This is a genomic window from Allobosea spartocytisi (assembly GCF_014764685.1).
GTDB classification, from domain to species: domain Bacteria; phylum Pseudomonadota; class Alphaproteobacteria; order Rhizobiales; family Beijerinckiaceae; genus Allobosea; species Allobosea spartocytisi.
The window spans coordinates 43,552-59,868 of record NZ_JACXWY010000023.1; the positions used below are offsets into that span (position 1 = coordinate 43,552).

General features: G+C 67.1%; 16 protein-coding genes. 1 reads left to right on the forward strand and 15 read right to left on the reverse strand.

What is annotated here, in order from left to right; genetic code table 11:
* Positions 1 to 14: 14 nt before the first annotated feature.
* From lpxB to frr, 11 genes are all read right to left on the reverse strand, one after another.
* Complete coding sequence (gene lpxB, locus IED13_RS24245; RefSeq protein WP_191125723.1) at positions 15 to 1,193, reverse strand: lipid-A-disaccharide synthase; 1,179 nt, start codon at positions 1,191 to 1,193, stop codon at positions 15 to 17.
* A complete protein-coding gene (locus tag IED13_RS24250; protein WP_112762139.1) occupies positions 1,193 to 2,044 on the reverse strand; it encodes an LpxI family protein in 852 nt (283 codons plus the stop codon). The genes lpxB and IED13_RS24250 overlap by 1 nt, the downstream gene beginning before the upstream one ends.
* Positions 2,041 to 2,850 (reverse strand): acyl-ACP--UDP-N-acetylglucosamine O-acyltransferase, encoded by an 810-nt coding sequence (gene lpxA, locus IED13_RS24255; protein WP_038367559.1) that lies wholly within the window; start codon positions 2,848 to 2,850, stop codon positions 2,041 to 2,043. Before lpxA ends, IED13_RS24250 begins: the two co-directional genes overlap by 4 nt.
* Before the next feature lie 36 nt (positions 2,851 to 2,886).
* Positions 2,887 to 3,345 (reverse strand): 3-hydroxyacyl-ACP dehydratase FabZ, encoded by a 459-nt coding sequence (fabZ, locus tag IED13_RS24260; RefSeq protein ID WP_038367560.1) that lies wholly within the window; start codon positions 3,343 to 3,345, stop codon positions 2,887 to 2,889.
* Positions 3,346 to 3,531: 186 nt separating this feature from the next.
* The gene (gene lpxD / locus IED13_RS24265) at positions 3,532 to 4,593 is read right to left on the reverse strand and encodes a UDP-3-O-(3-hydroxymyristoyl)glucosamine N-acyltransferase (protein ID WP_112762138.1); all 1,062 of its coding nucleotides are present in this window, start codon (positions 4,591 to 4,593) and stop codon (positions 3,532 to 3,534) included.
* 36 nt (positions 4,594 to 4,629) lie between these two features.
* On the reverse strand, positions 4,630 to 7,134 hold the full coding sequence (gene bamA, locus IED13_RS24270; protein ID WP_038367565.1) for an outer membrane protein assembly factor BamA: 2,505 nt from the start codon (positions 7,132 to 7,134) through the stop codon (positions 4,630 to 4,632).
* Positions 7,135 to 7,358: 224 nt separating this feature from the next.
* Entirely contained in the window at positions 7,359 to 8,507 is a 1,149-nt protein-coding gene (gene rseP / locus IED13_RS24275) for an RIP metalloprotease RseP (RefSeq protein WP_191125724.1), read from the reverse strand.
* A 22-nt stretch (positions 8,508 to 8,529) separates the two neighbouring features.
* Positions 8,530 to 9,711 carry a 1-deoxy-D-xylulose-5-phosphate reductoisomerase gene (dxr, locus tag IED13_RS24280; RefSeq protein WP_112762137.1) on the reverse strand — a complete coding sequence of 394 codons (1,182 nt, stop codon included), beginning with the start codon at positions 9,709 to 9,711 and terminating at the stop codon, positions 8,530 to 8,532.
* A gap of 4 nt (positions 9,712 to 9,715) precedes the next feature.
* On the reverse strand, positions 9,716 to 10,543 hold the full coding sequence (locus IED13_RS24285) for a phosphatidate cytidylyltransferase (RefSeq protein WP_191125725.1): 828 nt from the start codon (positions 10,541 to 10,543) through the stop codon (positions 9,716 to 9,718).
* Positions 10,540 to 11,298, reverse strand: coding sequence for an isoprenyl transferase (locus IED13_RS24290; protein ID WP_051988445.1), 759 nt, complete (start codon positions 11,296 to 11,298; stop codon positions 10,540 to 10,542). The genes IED13_RS24285 and IED13_RS24290 overlap by 4 nt, the downstream gene beginning before the upstream one ends.
* A gap of 61 nt (positions 11,299 to 11,359) precedes the next feature.
* Positions 11,360 to 11,923 carry a ribosome recycling factor gene (gene frr, locus IED13_RS24295; protein ID WP_038367572.1) on the reverse strand — a complete coding sequence of 188 codons (564 nt, stop codon included), beginning with the start codon at positions 11,921 to 11,923 and terminating at the stop codon, positions 11,360 to 11,362.
* Between the two features lie 251 nt (positions 11,924 to 12,174).
* Between frr and IED13_RS28975 the strand changes: the two genes are divergently transcribed.
* Positions 12,175 to 12,588 carry a VOC family protein gene (locus IED13_RS28975; protein WP_260368333.1) on the forward strand — a complete coding sequence of 138 codons (414 nt, stop codon included), beginning with the start codon at positions 12,175 to 12,177 and terminating at the stop codon, positions 12,586 to 12,588.
* A gap of 95 nt (positions 12,589 to 12,683) precedes the next feature.
* Here the strand turns inward: IED13_RS28975 and pyrH are convergent, their stop codons facing one another.
* The 4 genes from pyrH to IED13_RS24320 all read right to left on the reverse strand — a co-directional run bounded on the left by pyrH (position 12,684) and on the right by IED13_RS24320 (position 16,234).
* Positions 12,684 to 13,391 (reverse strand): UMP kinase, encoded by a 708-nt coding sequence (pyrH, locus tag IED13_RS24305; RefSeq protein WP_038367577.1) that lies wholly within the window; start codon positions 13,389 to 13,391, stop codon positions 12,684 to 12,686.
* Between the two features lie 109 nt (positions 13,392 to 13,500).
* Positions 13,501 to 14,424, reverse strand: a complete 924-nt coding sequence (tsf, locus tag IED13_RS24310) for a translation elongation factor Ts (RefSeq protein WP_038367580.1) — start codon at positions 14,422 to 14,424, stop codon at positions 13,501 to 13,503.
* A gap of 182 nt (positions 14,425 to 14,606) precedes the next feature.
* On the reverse strand, positions 14,607 to 15,608 hold the full coding sequence (locus IED13_RS24315; RefSeq protein ID WP_038367582.1) for a 30S ribosomal protein S2: 1,002 nt from the start codon (positions 15,606 to 15,608) through the stop codon (positions 14,607 to 14,609).
* Between the two features lie 242 nt (positions 15,609 to 15,850).
* Complete coding sequence (locus tag IED13_RS24320) at positions 15,851 to 16,234, reverse strand: pore-forming ESAT-6 family protein (RefSeq protein WP_113253139.1); 384 nt, start codon at positions 16,232 to 16,234, stop codon at positions 15,851 to 15,853.
* Between the last annotated feature and the right edge of the window lie 83 nt (positions 16,235 to 16,317).

Genomic DNA, 16,317 nt, shown 5'->3' on the forward strand with positions numbered 1-16,317 from the left:
GCCGGCTTACAGGCTCAAGCTTCGCGGCGCGGCCGCGAGGCGACGAGTGCCAGCGCCGCTTCGACGGCGTTGGCGGCTGGGCTCGGGCCGGCCGAGCGCATGATGTTCTCGACCTCGGCGAAACCGTCGAGCTGCACTTGCCGGTCGGGTCCCTCGATGAGCGCCGCCAGCATATGCCGGCTCAAGGCCTCCGCCGTCGCATCGTCCTGAATGAACTCCGGGACGACATTCCGCCCGAGGATCAGGTTGGGCAGGATCACGCTTGGCAGTTTGACGAGCCGTCGGGCCAGTACGGCCTCCCAACCTGCCCCGCGATAGGCCGCAACAGTCGGGACGCCGGACAGGGCCAGTTCGAGCGTGACCGTACCGGAAGCGGCCAGGGCCGCGCGAGCATTGCGGAACGCTGCGAGCTTGCCCGCCTCGCCGGTGACGATCTCCGGCGCGACCGGCCAGCGCGCCGCCGCCTCCGCAATCATGGGCTGGAGCCGGGCGACGGCCGGCAGGATAAAGCGCGCGCCGGGAACAGACGCCGCGATCCGGGCAACCGCCTCGCCAAAAACCGGCATCAAATGATGGATTTCGGAGCGCCGGCTGCCGGGCAGGACCAGCACCTGCGGCCGCAATGCATCATCCCGCACGGCCTGCTCGACCGGGCCCGGCCGAAATTCGGCGAGACGCTCCATCAAGGGATGGCCGACATAGATCGTTTCAGGGCCGTGCAGCCGCGCGAGAGCCGCCGGCTCGAAAGGCAGCAGCGCCAGGATGCGGTCGACATGCGGCGCCATGCGGCGCGCCCGGCCGGAGCGCCAAGCCCAGACGCTGGGGCAAACCCAGTGCGCAATCGGGATATGAGGAGCGCGCGCGCGAACTTTCTTCGCCACCCGCAAGCAGAAATCAGGACTGTCGATGGTCAGCAGCAGATCCGGCTGAAAATCGGCGATTCCGCGCGCGGCATCCTCCATCCGCCGCAGCAGCAGCGGCAGGCGCGCGATCACCGGGCCAAAGCCCATCACCGCGATATCGGCCTGCGGAAAGAACGGCTGCAGCCCCGCTTGCGGCAGGCCGTGATCGCCGACCCCGCGCAATTCGACGGGGCGATCCCCCAACCGCCCTCGAAGCGCCGCAAGAAAACGCAGGGCGAGCGCGTCGCCGGAGGCCTCGCCCGCGATGATGGCGAGCTTGAAGGGCCGCATCAGGCGCTGCCCTCGATGAACAGGCCGAGCTGATCGGCCTGCCGCCCAAGCGCCGCACGGTCACCGACCAGCACCTCGCCCGCCCTGAGACCGATGCCCGACAGGCCCGCTTCGGCAATGTTGCGCAGGGTATCCGGGCCGATGGCCGGCATGTCGACGCGAAGATCCTGCCCCTTCTTCGGAGCCTTCACGAGAACACCGTCGCCCTTGCCGATCTTGAGACGTCCCCGCGCGACGAGATCCGCCACGCGCTTGATCATCGCGTCGGTCCCTTCGGCGGCCTCGACCGCGATGATGCGATGGTCGGCGAGGATTGCCGCCTGGCCGATATCGAATGGCGACAGCGCCGCCAGCAACGAGAATCCGTGTTCGAGCAGAGCCTGCTGCTTTGCCGTGGCCGGCTTGCGGCCGAGCGGCCCCCGCGGCGCCGTCAGCTCCGGTGCGATCTCCGCAGGACCGTGGACGCGGAAGCCCTGCTCCTCGAAGAAACGTACGACGCCGCGCAGAAGGTGGTCGTCACCACCGCGGAAGGCGCGGGCGAAATAGGGCAGATATTGCAAGGTCGAGGCTTCGGGCCGCAGCGACCCAAAGCTGGGGCGCGGCAGGCTCCCGAGCATGACGATGTCGCTGACGCCGCGTCGGCGCAATTCGCCCAGCAAGCTGCCGAGCTGGCCAAGACGGTAGCTCCGCACATCGGCATCGCCGAAAGCAGCCGGATCGGCCGCGCCCTCCAGCGCCGCAATAAAGGGAGCCTCGCCCTGATCGGAAAGGATTCGCGCCAGCCGAAGCGGGTACTCGCCTGCACCGGCGATCAGGACGAGAGGGCCGCGTGCGGTTCCCGCGGCGCTCACCTGTCCGCGGCGGTGACGTCGCGCGGCACGCACAGCGCCTTGTCGCCGCCCTCCCTGATGAAATCGAGAATCTCGTGGATCAGCGGGTGCGCGGCGAATTCGCTTGCGACATCCTCGACGCGCTCCGCGAGCGTGCCTTCATCCGCAAACAGCAGACGATAGGCGCGGCGCAGCTCATGGATCTGCTCCCGTGTGAAGCCGCGGCGCTTCAGGCCGATCAGGTTCAGGCCTGCCAGATGCGCGGGGTTGTCGCGGATGGTGCCGAAGGGAATGACATCGCTCAGCACCCCGGCGCCGCCGCCGATGAAAGCATGGTCGCCAACGCGGATGAACTGCTGCAAGCCCGCGCCGCCACCGACGACGACGAAGTTGCCGATGGTCACGTGCCCCGCGCACATGACATTGTTCGAGAAGATGATGTTGTTGCCGAGCCGGCAATCATGACCGACATGGGAATTGGCCAGGAAGAAGCAGCGGTCGCCGACGGAGGTGACCATGCCGCCGCCCTCGGTGCCGGGGTTCATCGTGACGCCTTCGCGGATCTGACAATCCGCGCCGATGGTCAGCGTCGATGGCTCGCCGCGATACTTCACATCCTGCGGCGGGTGGCCGATCGATGCGAAGGGGTAGATGCGCGTGCGCGGGCCGATCGTGGTCCGGCCGGCGACGACGACATGGCTGACCAGCTCGACACCCTCGCCGAGCACGACGTCCGGGCCGACCATGCAGAAGGGGCCGATGCTAACCCCGTCCCCAAGCTGTGCCTTGGGGTCGACGATCGACATGGGGTGGATGGTAACGCTCATCGAAAGCTGCCCGACCTTAGTGGCACGACAATGGGTTCAGGACACCATGGCCGAGATCTCGGCCTCGGCGACGAGCGCGCCGTCGACCTTGGCCTCGCCGCGATAGAACCAGATGTTGCGCTTGCGTGCGATCTTGGTGAGGTGGAAGCGAATCTGATCGCCCGGGATGACCGGCTTGCGGAACTTCGCCTTGTCGATGGTGGTGAAGAGCACCGTGTTGACGTGCTGCTCGCCGTCGGGGCGGGCATTCACGACCAGAACGCCGGCCGTCTGCGCCATGCCTTCGATCATCAGCACGCCCGGGAAGACCGGCCGTCCGGGAAAATGGCCGGTGAACTGGGGCTCATTGGCGGTGACGTTCTTGATGCCGACGCCGGAATCGTCGCCGTTGATCTCGACGACGCGGTCGACCAGCAGGAACGGATAGCGATGCGGGATGCTGGTCATGATCTTCTGGATGTCGATCACATCCAGCGTCGTCTTCGGCTCGCTCATCGCCCTTGTTCTCCACAACTGCGGCGCGCCGCCGAAGCGCTCGCGCCGTTTGATCTATCGTCCTGCTGATGCGGGCTTTTCACGCCGTGCAGGTTTTCGGAAATTCATGCCCCTTTGCCGGAAACCTGACGCCTTCGGCAACAGAAATCTCCCGCCAGCACGCCGGAGATGCAGGTTTCCAGCCACTCATTCCTGGTTATCGCCCGCCTTGCGGCCGCGTCGCGCCACGGCCGCCTTGAGCCAGGCGCTTTCGCGGGCCCAGCTCAGCGCCGGCTGGGCGGGGTAGCCGCCGTAACGAGCGCCGCGCGGAACATCGCCGGCAACGCCGCTCTGTGCGGCAATCTGGGCGCCGGCGCCGATGGTCAGGTGACCGGCGAGGCCGACCTGGCCGCCAAGGACCGCGAAATCCTCCAGCGTCGAGGACCCGGCCAGGCCCGATTGGGCACAGATCACGCAATGGCGCCCGATGACGCAATTATGGCCGATCTGGACGAGATTATCGATCTTGGTGCCCTCGCCGATCACCGTGTCGCGGCTGGCGCCACGGTCGATCGTGGTGTTGGCGCCGATCTCGACATCGTCCTGGATGATGACGCGGCCGATCTGCGGCACCTTCATGTGGCCCTTCGGGCTCATGGCGAAGCCGAAGCCGTCCTGGCCGATGCGGACACCGGGATGAACGATGACGCGGTTGCCGAGGAGCGCCGCCTGGATCGTGCTGCCGGCGCCGATCGAGCAATTGCGGCCGATCCGGACCTGCGGGCCGATGACGGCATGCGAAGCCACGACCGTTCCCGCGCCGATCTCGGCGCCCGGCCCGATCACGGCGCCCGGATCGACCGTGACGCCCGCCTCGAGCACCGCCGTGGCATGGACGATGGCGCCGGGGGCCACGCCTTGCGAGGCGAAGACCGATTCAGGCCGCAATGCCGTCGGGAAGAAGCGTGCGAGGATGCGCGCGAAGGCGTGATAAGGCGTCGGGGAAATCAGGGCGACGGTGCCGGCCGGCACCCGATCGGCGAAGCGGGCCGAGACGAGGCACAGCCCGGCCTTGGTGGCCGCCAGCGCCTCGACATATTTCGGGTTGTCCATATAGGCGAGATCGGCCGGGCCGGCCGTCTCGAGCGCCGCGGCGCCTTCGACGCGGCGGCCCGCCTCGACGCCCTCCGGCAAGGAGGCGCCGCAAATGCTTGCGACCTCGCCGAAGTCGAGCGAGGTCGCGAACGGAAAGAAAACGGGATCTGCCATCGGATTGATCCGAAGCGGGGCCGAAGCCCCGCCCCGTCAGAAGCGCGTGCCGCCCGAGAAGCGGAAGGCCTGGAGGCGGTCGCCGCCATACTTGGCGAAGCCGAGCGGGCCGAGGCCGTACTGGCCGTCATCCTTGCTGAGCGCATAGGCGTAGTCGAAGCGGATCGGTCCCAGCGGCGACTGCCAGAGGATCGAGGCGCCGATCGACGAGCGGAGCACGTTCTTGTCGCGCACGCAGGCGATGCTCGACTGCGCACCACCGGTGACGACGTTGAAGGCTCGCGCCTCGGAGCCGGCGGGGCAGCCACCGAGCGCCGTCTTGGTGCCGCCGTCATAATTGAACAGCGTACCGGCGTCGGCGAAGATCGCGCCGCGCAGGCCGATGTCGCGCGGCAGGCCCCAGATCGGGAACTGCACTTCGAGCGTGCCACCGAAATAGGTCGTGCCGCCGAGAGCGTTGGCCGTCGGATCGTTCAGCACGTCGCGCGGACCGATGCCCGAGGGCGCGAAACCGCGGACCAGTGTCGGTCCGAGGAAGTAGTGATCGGCCATGCGGAGATTGCCGCTGGTCGCCTGGACGTGGCCACCCTGAAGCCGGACGAAGCCGACGACGTCGTCGAAGATCTCGCGGTAGTAGCGCGCATCCGCCGCGACGCGAAGGAACTTCGAGTCGCCGCCCACACCGGCGAATTCCGGCTTCAGCTCGGCGATGAAGCCGTTGCGCGGGTTCTGAACGCTGTCGAGCGAGTTGTAGTTGAAGTTCAGGCCGACGAGCGAGGTCAGGGTGTCGCCCTGCGCTTCCTTGACCGCGACCGAGGCCTCGCCGTTGGTGACGCAGTTGTAGAGCTGGTCCGAAGCGACAGCGCCAGCCGTACCGGGAGTAATGCCCGGGATCGGGTTGGTACAGTCGTTATACGGCCGGCTGACGTCGTTCGGGATCTTGATGTTCGTCACGTAGAGCGAATAGCGCGGCGTGATCGAGAATTCTTCCGTGATCGGGAAGGTGAAACGCACCTGACCGCCGGTCACACGGCTCTGGAAGCGGCCGACATTGTAGTTGTCGTTGTACTTCGAGAACAGGTCGAAGCCGGCCGCAACGCGGTAGCCGAGGAAATACGGCTCGGTGAACGAGAAGTCGATGCCCTGGGTACGCTGGCCGAGTGTGCCGGCGATGCGGACGAACTGGCCGCGACCGAGGAAGTTCGACTCCGAGAGCGAGACCTCGCCGATCATGCCGTCCGAGGTCGAGTAGCCGCCGGCGATCGAGAAGGAGCCCGTCGCCTTGTCCTCGACGTCGATGTTGACGACGACGCGGTCCGGAGCCGAGCCCGGCTCGTTCGTGACGCGGACCTTGTTGAAGAAGCCGAGATTGTTCAGGCGCCGCTCGGCGCGGTCGATCATGACCTTGTTGTAGGCGTCGCCTTCGCCGAGATCGAGTTCGCGACGGATGACGTAGTCGCGGGTGCGGGTGTTGCCGCGCACATTGATGCGCTCGACATAGACCCGCGGGCCCTCATCGACGACATAGGTGATGCCGATCAGGTGGCCGGAGGCGTCGCGATCGCCACGCGGACGAACCTGCGCGAAGGCGTGCCCCTCGCGGTTGACCTCGGTGGTCAGCGCGACGAGCGACTTCTCGACCGCCTCGGCATTGTAGGTGTCACCCGTCGAGGTCGCCAGATAGCGCTGCAGGCGCGCCGCATCGACGCCCGGCACCGAGGAATCGACGGAGACGTTGCCGACCTTGTACTGCGGGCCTTCCTCGACCTGGACATCGACGACCCAGCCGCCGGCAGACTCGTCGAAGCGCGCGGTGTTGTTGACGATCTGGAAGTCGGCATAGCCGTTCTTCAGATAGAAACGGCGGATCAGCTCGAGATCGGAATTGATGCGATCCGGATCGTAGACGTCGGACGTCTTGATCCAGCTCAGGAAGTTCGATTCGGTCGACGTCATCAAGCCGCGCAGGCGACCCGCCGAATAGACGTTGTTGCCCGAGAAGTTGATCGACTTGATGCCGGTCTTGCCGCTCTCGTTGATGGTGAAGACCACGTCCTGCCGGCCATTCGGCAGCGGCGCGATGCGGCCGCTGACCGAGGACAGGCCGTAGCCGGCGCGGCGATAGGCCTCGCGCAGGCGCTCGACGTCGGAATCGATCAGGGCCTGGCTCAGCGGGCCGCCGGCCTTGGACTGCACCAGCGGCGTGAGCTGGTCGCTCTTGAGGCGGCGATTGCCCTCGAAGGCGACGCGGTTGACGGTGCCGTTCTGCTCCTGGACGGAGATCACGGTCTGCGCGCCGCGGCGGCTGACCTGAACGTTGGAGAACAGCCCCGTCGCCAGCAGGCTCTCGCGAATCTCCTGCGGGTTGTCGCGGCCGACCGCGTAGGAGCGGATCGTCTCGGCATCGACTCGCCGGTTGCCGTGGACAACCACGGCCTGAGCGAACGCAACGCCACCACTCACGGCCAAGATCAAGGCCGAAAGTCCGATCGATCGAGAGAGCCGCGTCTTGGTCGTCCGGCTCTTTTGGGTCGACGTCATCGGGTCGCCTATTCCATTTCTCTGGTCACCACCCCAACAGGGGTCCGCCATCCGGGAGATGGCGGCAGGGCAAGATTTGCAGTGCAATCGCTTCTACAAAGTTTCCCGCGGGGTGCAAACCGCCATCGTCGTTAATAAAGTATTTTTAGATGGCTCGTTGCCAGGACGCCACGCGCGCTGCCGTGATTCCGCCGCAAAGCGGCCACGCAGCGAGGCGGTAACCGTCAGAGCAGGCCCTTGACGTGGACGAGGTCGTTCCAGGTCACGAACAGCATCAGCATCAGAACGAGCGCCAATCCGAACCGGAAGCCGATCTCCTGCGCGCGCGGGCTCAAGGGGCGCCCGCGAACCGCCTCATAGAGATAGAAGAGCAGATGCCCGCCATCGAGCATCGGCACGGGCAGCAGATTCATCAACCCGATCGAGACCGAGAGGATGGCCGCGAGGTTGATGAGCCCGAACAGGCCGCCATTCTGGGCGACCGCTCCGGACACCTGCGCGATCCGAATCGGACCCGAGAGCTGGTCGGTCGAGGCGCGCCCCTGCACCAGCTTGGCGACGTAGTCATAAGTCTGCGCGACGATGAACCAGCTTTCGGAGACGCCCTGCTTGACGGAATCGACCAGGCCGAAATGCTGCGTCGTCCAGTCTTCCGGCCGGGGCGAAGCCTTGACGCCGATCACGCCGATGCGCTGCTTGCCGAGCGGGGAATCCATCTCGAGCAGCGCCGGCGTCACCGGCAAAGTGACCGTATCCGCTCCGCGCTCGACGGTGACCGACAGGCGCTCGTCGGGCCGTGTCGAGACGATACGCTGCATATCGGAGAAGCTGACGATCCGCTGCCCGTCGATGGCGATCACGAGATCGCCCGGCCGCAGGCCCGCGCGCTCGGCCGCGCTGCCGGCCACGATCTCGTCGACTCGCGGCGTCAGCACCTGCTTGCCGAAGATGAAGGCCGAGCCGGCGAAGATCAGGATTGCCAGCACGAAATTGGCGATCGGTCCGGCTGCGACGATGGCGGCCCGCTCTCCGATCGACTGCGCCGGGAAGGAGCGGGCGCGCTCCTGCGCGGTCATCCGGCTCACGGCCTCATCGTCCGGCGCACTGGAGGCATCCGCGTCACCCGAGAACTTGACGTAGCCGCCGAGCGGAATCAGCGCGAAGCGCCAGCGCGTGCCGTGCCGGTCGTTGAACCCGAAGATCTCGCGCCCGAAGCCGATGGAGAAGGTCTTCACATCGACGCCGCACCAGCGGCCCACCAGGAAATGCCCGAGTTCGTGGACGAAGACCACCAGGGTGAGAACGAAAAGGAAAGGCACGAGATAGCCGAGCACGAAATGGCCCGCGCTGCCGATCGACCCCAAGATTTCCATCGAACTCTCCTGCTACGTTCCCCTAGGTGGCAGCGAATGGCGCTCGCGACAAGAGCAAGGCAGCCCGCTGGCGTGCGTCATGGTCAACAGCCAGCGCCTCGGCGACGTCCTGCGGCGCGCGCGCGGCGCCGAAATCCTGCGCGCAGACCGCCTCGACGAGCGCGGCGATCCCCGGGAACCGGATCCGGCCGGCGAGAAAGGCCGCGACCGCCATCTCGTTTACGGCATTGAGAATGGCAGGCTTGGCCCCGCCTTCGGCCAGGGCCGCCAGCGCAAGGCCCAGCGCCGGGAAGCGCTGCAAATCAGGCCGTTCGAAGGTCAGCGGCTCGCCGGAGGCGAGATCGAGGAAGCGAGCCGGCGGCGCGTCGAGCCGGCCATCGATCCCCAGGCAATGAGCGGCCGCGACCCGCATGTCGGGCACCGCCATGCCGGCGCTCACCGAACCGTCCCGGAACGTCACGAGGCCGTGGACGACCTGCTGGGGATGCACGAGGACATCGAGCTGCGCCGGCTCCAGGCCGAAGAGGAAGCGGGCCTCGATCACCTCCAGCCCCTTGTTCATCAGGCTGGCGGAATCGACCGTGATCTTGGCGCCCATGGCATAGTTCGGATGCCGCAGCGCCTGCTCGGGGCCTGCATTCGCGATCGCCTCCGCACTCCAGGTGCGGAACGGGCCGCCCGAGGCGGTGAGCGTCATGCTCCGGATCGAATCCAGCGGCTCGTGCCCGAGCACCTGGAACAGGGCGTTGTGCTCGGAGTCGAGCGGGAGCATCCGGGCTCCGGCGGCGGCGGCGCGCGCCATCACCGCCTCGCCGGCGCAGACGAGGCTTTCCTTGTTGGCGAGGGCGATCGTCCGGCCCGGCAGGAGGGCGGCGAAGGTCGCCTCCAGGCCCGCCGCCCCGGAGATCGCGCTGACGACGATATCGGCCGGGCGGGCGACAGCCTCGAGCACGGCCGAACGCCCTGCCCCGCTTTCGATGCCGCTTCCGGCGAGTGCGCGCTTCAGCGCGTCGCCGGCGGTCGCGTCGGCAAGCGCCGCGAAACGTGCTCCCGTCTCGACCGCGACACGGGCCAGCGCCTCGGCATCGCGGCCGCCGACGACCGTTCCGATGGCCAGGCGCTGCGGATTCTCGGCGACGACATCGCGGACGGAACGGCCAACGGAGCCAGTGGCGCCCAGGAGCGTGATGGTGCGAAGCGGCATCGGATCAAATGTCGATCTGGAACGCGAAGAGCGCGAGCCCGGCCAGGACCAGCACGGCCCAGTAGCCGTCGAGCCTGTCGAGGAAGCCGCCATGGCCCGGAATGAGATGGCTGGAATCCTTGGTGTCGAAACGGCGCTTGAGTGCGGATTCGAACAGGTCTCCGGCCTGGCTCGCGACCGAGGCGGCGAGCGAGGCGGCGATCACCCAGCCATTCGCGCCCGGCGCGCCGAGGGTCGCGAGGCTCCAGATCAGCGTGCCCGCGACCGTTCCCGCCAGGGTGCCGCCGATGGCACCGGACCAGGTCTTCTTGGGGCTGACACGCGGCATCAGTTTCGGGCCGCCGAGGCTGCGGCCGGTGAAATAGGCGGCGATGTCGGTCAGCCAGACGACGGCAAAGCTCCACAGGATGAGCGCGAGCCCGACCACGGGCCAATCGCGCAGGGCCGGCGTGATCAGGGCGAAGGCGAGCGCATAGGCGACGCCGCATAATTCGAGCGCCAGGCGCGCCCGCACGAAAGGCGCCGCCAGCGCGCCGATGAGAGCGGCGGCGGCCGTCGCGCCCGCGAGGGCGGCGGGAGCGATCGGCAGGAAGGACAGGGCGAGCCCGGCCACGACGACGCCGGCTCCGGCCGCGACCGCGTTGCCCCGGCTGACGATCGAGAACCATTCATAGGCGACGATACCGGCGACCAGCACCCAGACCAGCCGGAACGGCCAGCCGCCCCACAGCGTCAGGGCCAGGACGACGGCTGCGAGGACGAGCGCCGAGACGACGCGCCGCTTCAGTTCGCCCGAGCCCGATCCGGGCGAGGCGGGAGCAGGTTCATTCACGCGACGTCCACGCTGCGGTCTGGCGGCGCCGCGACGCCGCCGAAGCGGCGCTCGCGCTGCCGGTATTGTGCCAGCGCGTCCTCGAAGGCGGCGCGGTCGAAATCCGGCCACATCACCGGCGTGAAGACGAATTCGGCATAGGCCGCCTGCCAGAGCAGGAAATTGGAGATGCGCGTCTCACCCGAGGTGCGGATCACCAGTTCGGGATCGGGCAGGTCATGGGTATCGAGCCGGGCGGTGAGCGCCGCGTCGTCGATGGCGGCCGGATCGATCCGCCCGGCCGCGGCATCGGCCGCGAGTTGGCGCGCTGCGCGGACGATCTCGTCGCGCGAGCCGTAATTGAAGGCGATCGCCAGGATGAGCCCGGTATTGCCGCGCGTGCGCGTCTCGGCATGCTCGACCAGGCGGCGCAAATCCGGCGCCAGATCCAACCGGCTGCCGATGATGCGCACCTGCACATTGGCGGCGGAGAGCTCGGCCAGATCCTTCTCGACGAAGTGCTTGAGCAACCCCATCAGGAAGCTGACCTCGGCATGGGGCCGCCGCCAGTTCTCGGTCGAGAAGCTGTAGAGCGTCAGCACCGCGATGCCGAGATCGCTGGCGTTGCGCACCGTGCGGCGCAGGGCCTCGAGGCCACGCCGGTGCCCTTCCTGGCGCGGCAGGCCGCGCATCTGCGCCCAGCGGCCGTTTCCATCCATGATGATGGCGACATGGGCCGGGTTGGAAACGCCTGCGTCGCGCTGGCCAGATGACATGCGATTGAGCCTCGTTGGGCCTTGGCAGAAACCGATGCGCGCAGCCCCGAAGGGCTGCGGATCAGACGTGCAGGATTTCCTTTTCCTTCGCCGCCAGCGCCTGATCAATCTCGGCGATATGCTGGTCGGTCGCCTTCTGGACCTGGTCGGTGTGGCGGGTCACGTCATCCTTGGTGATGTGACCGTCCTTCTCCAGCTTCTTGATCACATCGATGCCGTCGCGGCGGACATGGCGGACCGAAACCTTGGAATCCTCGGCATATTTATGCGCGACCTTGACCATCTCCTTGCGGCGCTGCTCGTTCAGCTCGGGGATGCGGATGCGCAGCACCTGACCCTCGGTCTGGGGGTTGAGGCCAAGATCGGATTCGCGGATCGCCTTGTCGACGGCCTGGACCATCGAACGGTCCCAGACCTGGACGGAAAGCAGGCGCGGCTCCGGCACGCTCACCGTCGCGAGCTGGCTGAGCGGCGTGCGCGCGCCGTAGGCCTCGACCTGGATCGGATCGAGCATGTTCGAAGAAGCGCGACCACTACGCAGCGAAGCCAGATCACTCTTGAAGGACTGCACGGCACCCGCCATGCGGCGCTTTATGTCATCGAGGTCGAACGTCGTCTGGGCCATTTCAATCAAGACCTTACGGAACATCAAAAATCGGCGCGACCATGGCGGGACGGCCGCGCAGGGTCAAGAACTACCTGCCGGAACAGCATTTTCCCCGCCGAGGGGCAAGGATAAAGCTGTCGGTGCAGGCAAATCATAGCCGGGCGGCGGGACAGGCCGTTGGCGGACCGCTCGCGGAAACCCATCTGCACCCTACCGCCTCGCCTTGCGGCGAGCCAGTTCCGGCTTGCAGAAACCTTGGGAGAAACAGAGTGCCCCGCCTGAACCGCATCATCGAGACCGCGCTCTATGTCGATGATCTCGAACGCGCCCGCGACTTCTACGAGACGAAGCTCGGCCTCGCGCCGCTGCTCAAGACCGCGACGCTGTTCGCCTATGATGTCGGAGGGCAGAGCGTGCTGCTGCTGTTCCAGCGCGGGGCGTCGCTGCAGACGCAGCGCTCCGACAACGGCAGTATCCCGCCGCATGACGGCAGCGGGCCGCTGCACATCGCCTTCGCCGTCGAGGAGGCGGAGCTGGCCGCCTGGGAAGAGAAGCTGGAACAGCTCGGCATCGCCGTCGAGGGGCGCATGCAGTGGGGCGGCGGCGGCAAGAGCCTCTATTTCCGCGATCCGGACGGGCACATGCTCGAGCTGGTGACGCCCGGCCTCTGGCGTACTTACTGAGAATTCGTCCGCTCTTCCGCAGCCCTCATCCCGAGAAGTGCTCGAAGGATGAGGGCTTGAGCTCTTCAAGCGGGGCCAGTGAAGGTGCGCCCCGCTCAGGGCGTCACATAGGTCGCCCGCCCCTCGCCCCGAAGCACGGCCGCGAGCGCGCCCGACTCGGCGATGGAGAAGACGACGATGGTGAGGCCGGCATCGCGGGCGAGCGCGAAGGCGGCGGTGTCCATCACCTTGAGATCGCGCCGGATCGCGTCCTCATGGGTCAGGGTGTCGTAGCGGGTCGCGGTCGGATCCTTCTTCGGATCGGCGCTGTAGACGCCGTCGACCTGCGTCGCCTTGAGCAGGTGGCTGCAATCGAGCTCCGCCGCGCGCAGGGCCGCGCCGGTGTCGGTGGTGAAATAGGGATTGCCGGTGCCGCCGCCGAGGATGACGACCTTGCCGTTGCTGAGATGGTCGAGCGCGCGCTTGCGGGCATAGCTCTCGCAGAGCGAGGGCATCGGCACCGCCGACATGGCGCGGGCCGGCGCACCGGCCGCCTCGATGGCGTGCTCCAGCGCGAGCGCATTCATCACCGTGCCGAGCATGCCGATCGAATCGGCGGTGGTGCGGTCCAGCCCCTTGTTGAGCCCCTGCACGCCGCGGAAGAAGTTGCCGCCGCCGACGACGATGCCGACCTCGACGCCTTCGCGCGAGGCATGGGCGATGTCGGCCGCCAGCGCCACCAGCGTGCCGCCGTCGAGGCCATAGCCCTGCGCTCCCGCAAGGGCTTCGCCGGAGAGCTTCACGAGAACGCGTTTGGGTCGCATCGATGATCTCTCCGTCCATTCGGGCCGCCGCCGGGAATCGGCGCGGCCCTTCTTCCTACAAAAAAGGCCGCGCGATGCGCGGCCTTTCTGTCATTCCTGAACAGGCTTGTCAGCCCGTGGTGCCGCCGGCGGCAGCGACTTCGGCAGCGAAGTCCTGCTCTTCCTTCTCGATGCCCTCGCCGAGCGCGTAGCGGACGAAGCCGGTGAGCTTCACCGGAGCGCCGAGCTTGCCTTCGAGCTCCTTGAGCACCTGCGCGACCGACTTCGAGCCGTCATGGATATAGGCCTGCTCGAGCAGGCAGTATTCCTTGGCGTAGCTCTTCAGGCCGCTCTCGGTGATCTTCTCGAGCACATGGGCGGGCTTGCCGGCATTCTTCTCGGCCAGGATCGCCTTCTCGCGCTCCAGCACGTCGGGAGCGACCGAGGCGAGGTCGAGCGCGACCGGGTTGGTCGCGGCGACGTGCATGGCGAGCTGGCGGCCGAGCGCGACGAGCTCATCGCTCTTGGAGGTCGTCTCCAGCGCGACGATGACGCCGATCTTGCCGAGGCCCTCGGCGATCGCGCCGTGGACATAGGAGCCGATCAGGCCCGAGGAGACCTTGAGCGCGGCGACCCGGCGCAGCGTCATGTTCTCGCCGATGGTGGCGATGGCGTTGGCGATGGCTTCCTGCACCGTGCCGCCACCCGGATAGTGATGGCCGAGCAGCGCCTCGGCGTCGCCGCCACGCTCCAGCGCGACATCGGCGATGCTCTTGGCGAGCGCCTGGAATTCGGGGTTGCGGGCGACGAAGTCGGTCTCGGAGTTGACCTCGACCACGACACCCTCATGGCCCTGCACGGCGACGGCGACAAGGCCCTCGGCGGCGACGCGGCCGGCCTTCTTGGCGGCCTTGGAGAGGCCCTTGGCGCGCAGCCAGTCGATGGCGGCCTCGAGGTTGCCGTCATTGGCGGAGAGCGCGGCCTTGCAATCCATCATGCCCGCGCCAGTCTTGTCGCGGAGTTCCTTCACGAGTGCGGCGGTGATCGCTGCCATTGTCTCAAATCCTTAGCTGTCGTGCGGCGCGGGCCCGGTAGGCCGGCCGCGGATCTCTCGTTGCGACGCCATCGATGGGGAAACGCCGACGCTCCGTTTCCGGCCGTCGGCGCTGTTTGGCATCACATCAGAAGCCTGATTGCGACGCGCGAATGACGCGCCGCCATCATTCATTCGGCCGATCAGGCGTCGGCGAGCTCGCGCGCCTGGGCGACCCAGCCCTCGCGCTCGATCTTGCCGCCGAGCTTGAGGTCGTGGTCGATCTTGGTCACGTCGGCCGGCGACATCGCCGCGATCTGCCAGAAGTGGTAGATGCCGCCGTCGTTCAGCTTCTGGACCGCGTCGGGGCCCATGCCGGAGAGCTTGGTGAGATCGTCCGGAGCGCCGCGCGGCGTGGTCAGCACCTCGAAGACCTGGCCTTCGGCCGCAACCGGCTCCAGGGCCTCCTCGACGATCGGAGCTTCCGACGCGCCGAGATCGACGCCGTGGTCACCCGAGGCGCGGCCGATGCCGTCGATCGCCGAACGAGCGATCAGGTCGCAATAGAACTGGATGGCGCGGCCGGCGTCGTCATTGGCCGGGACCGGGAAGGTGATGCCGTCCGGATCCGAGTTCGAATCGACGATGGCGGCGACCGGGATGCCGAGGCGCTGGGCCTCCTTGATCGCGAGCGCTTCCTTGTTGGTATCGATCACGAAGATCATGTCCGGCGTGCCGCCCATGTCCTTGATGCCGCCGAGCGCCTTCTCGAGCTTGTCGCGCTCACGCGACAGCATCAGACGCTCCTTCTTGGTCAGGCCGGAGCCGCCGCCGTTGAGCAGCTCGTCGACCTTGCGCAGGCGCTGGATCGAGGCCGAGATGGTCTTCCAGTTGGTCAGCATGCCGCCGAGCCAGCGGGAGTTGACATAATACTGGGCCGAACGCTTGGCGGCATCGGCGATGGCATCCTGCGCCTGGCGCTTGGTGCCGACGAAGAGGACGCGACCGCCCTTGGCGACGGTGTCCGACACGGCCTGCAGGGCGCGATGCAGCATCGGCACCGACTGCGACAGGTCGAGGATGTGGATGTTGTTGCGGACGCCGAAGATGTACGGGGACATCTTGGGGTTCCAGCGGTGGGCCTGGTGGCCGAAATGGGCGCCGGCCTCAAGGAGCTGGCGCATCGAGAAATCAGGCAGAGCCATGGTATTCGTTATCCTTCCGGTTGAGCCTCTGGAGCGCGAATGAACAGGCATAGGCTGCCGCGTCACCGGAACGCCTCTTAGGACAGAGGCGATGCGCTCCATGTGGGATGGCGTGCGCCATACAAGGGATAGCGCCGCAATGCAAGCCGGCAAGGCATAGAAAAGCCGATGGAGCCGGCAAATACCCGCGCGAGCGGCTCGCGCGGGGTCGTTCCTGACGGAATCGGTGCCCGATCCGCCCCTTACTGCGGCAGCTTGGCGCCCATCTGCTTCACGAGATCGCCGATCTGCTTACAATAGACGGCCGAAGTGCCGTTCTGCGCCTTGGCGATGGCCTCGATGTCCTGCTCCATCCCCATGGCGGAGATCTTGCCCTTGCGGCCGGCAGCCTCGGCGGCATCACCGCCGCTGAGATCGGCCGGGGCCGGGATCAGCGCGACCAGCTTCTTCTGGACCTCGACCGCACCGCCATCGGTGTAGCCCTTGTCGACGCAATAGCCGAGAAGGCCGAGCTGATTGCGCGCCGCCTGATAGGCGAGCTTGAGCTGGTCGGCCTGGGTCTGGGCGAAGGACGGCACGGCGGAAGACAGCAGCGTGGCGGCCGCGACGACAACCTTCAATGACATTTTCGAGATCATTTTGGAGTATCCTTCAAGCTTTCAAATCAATCGCATGCGAGACATGCGCTCCCTCCCCCCGCCTCGTGCCT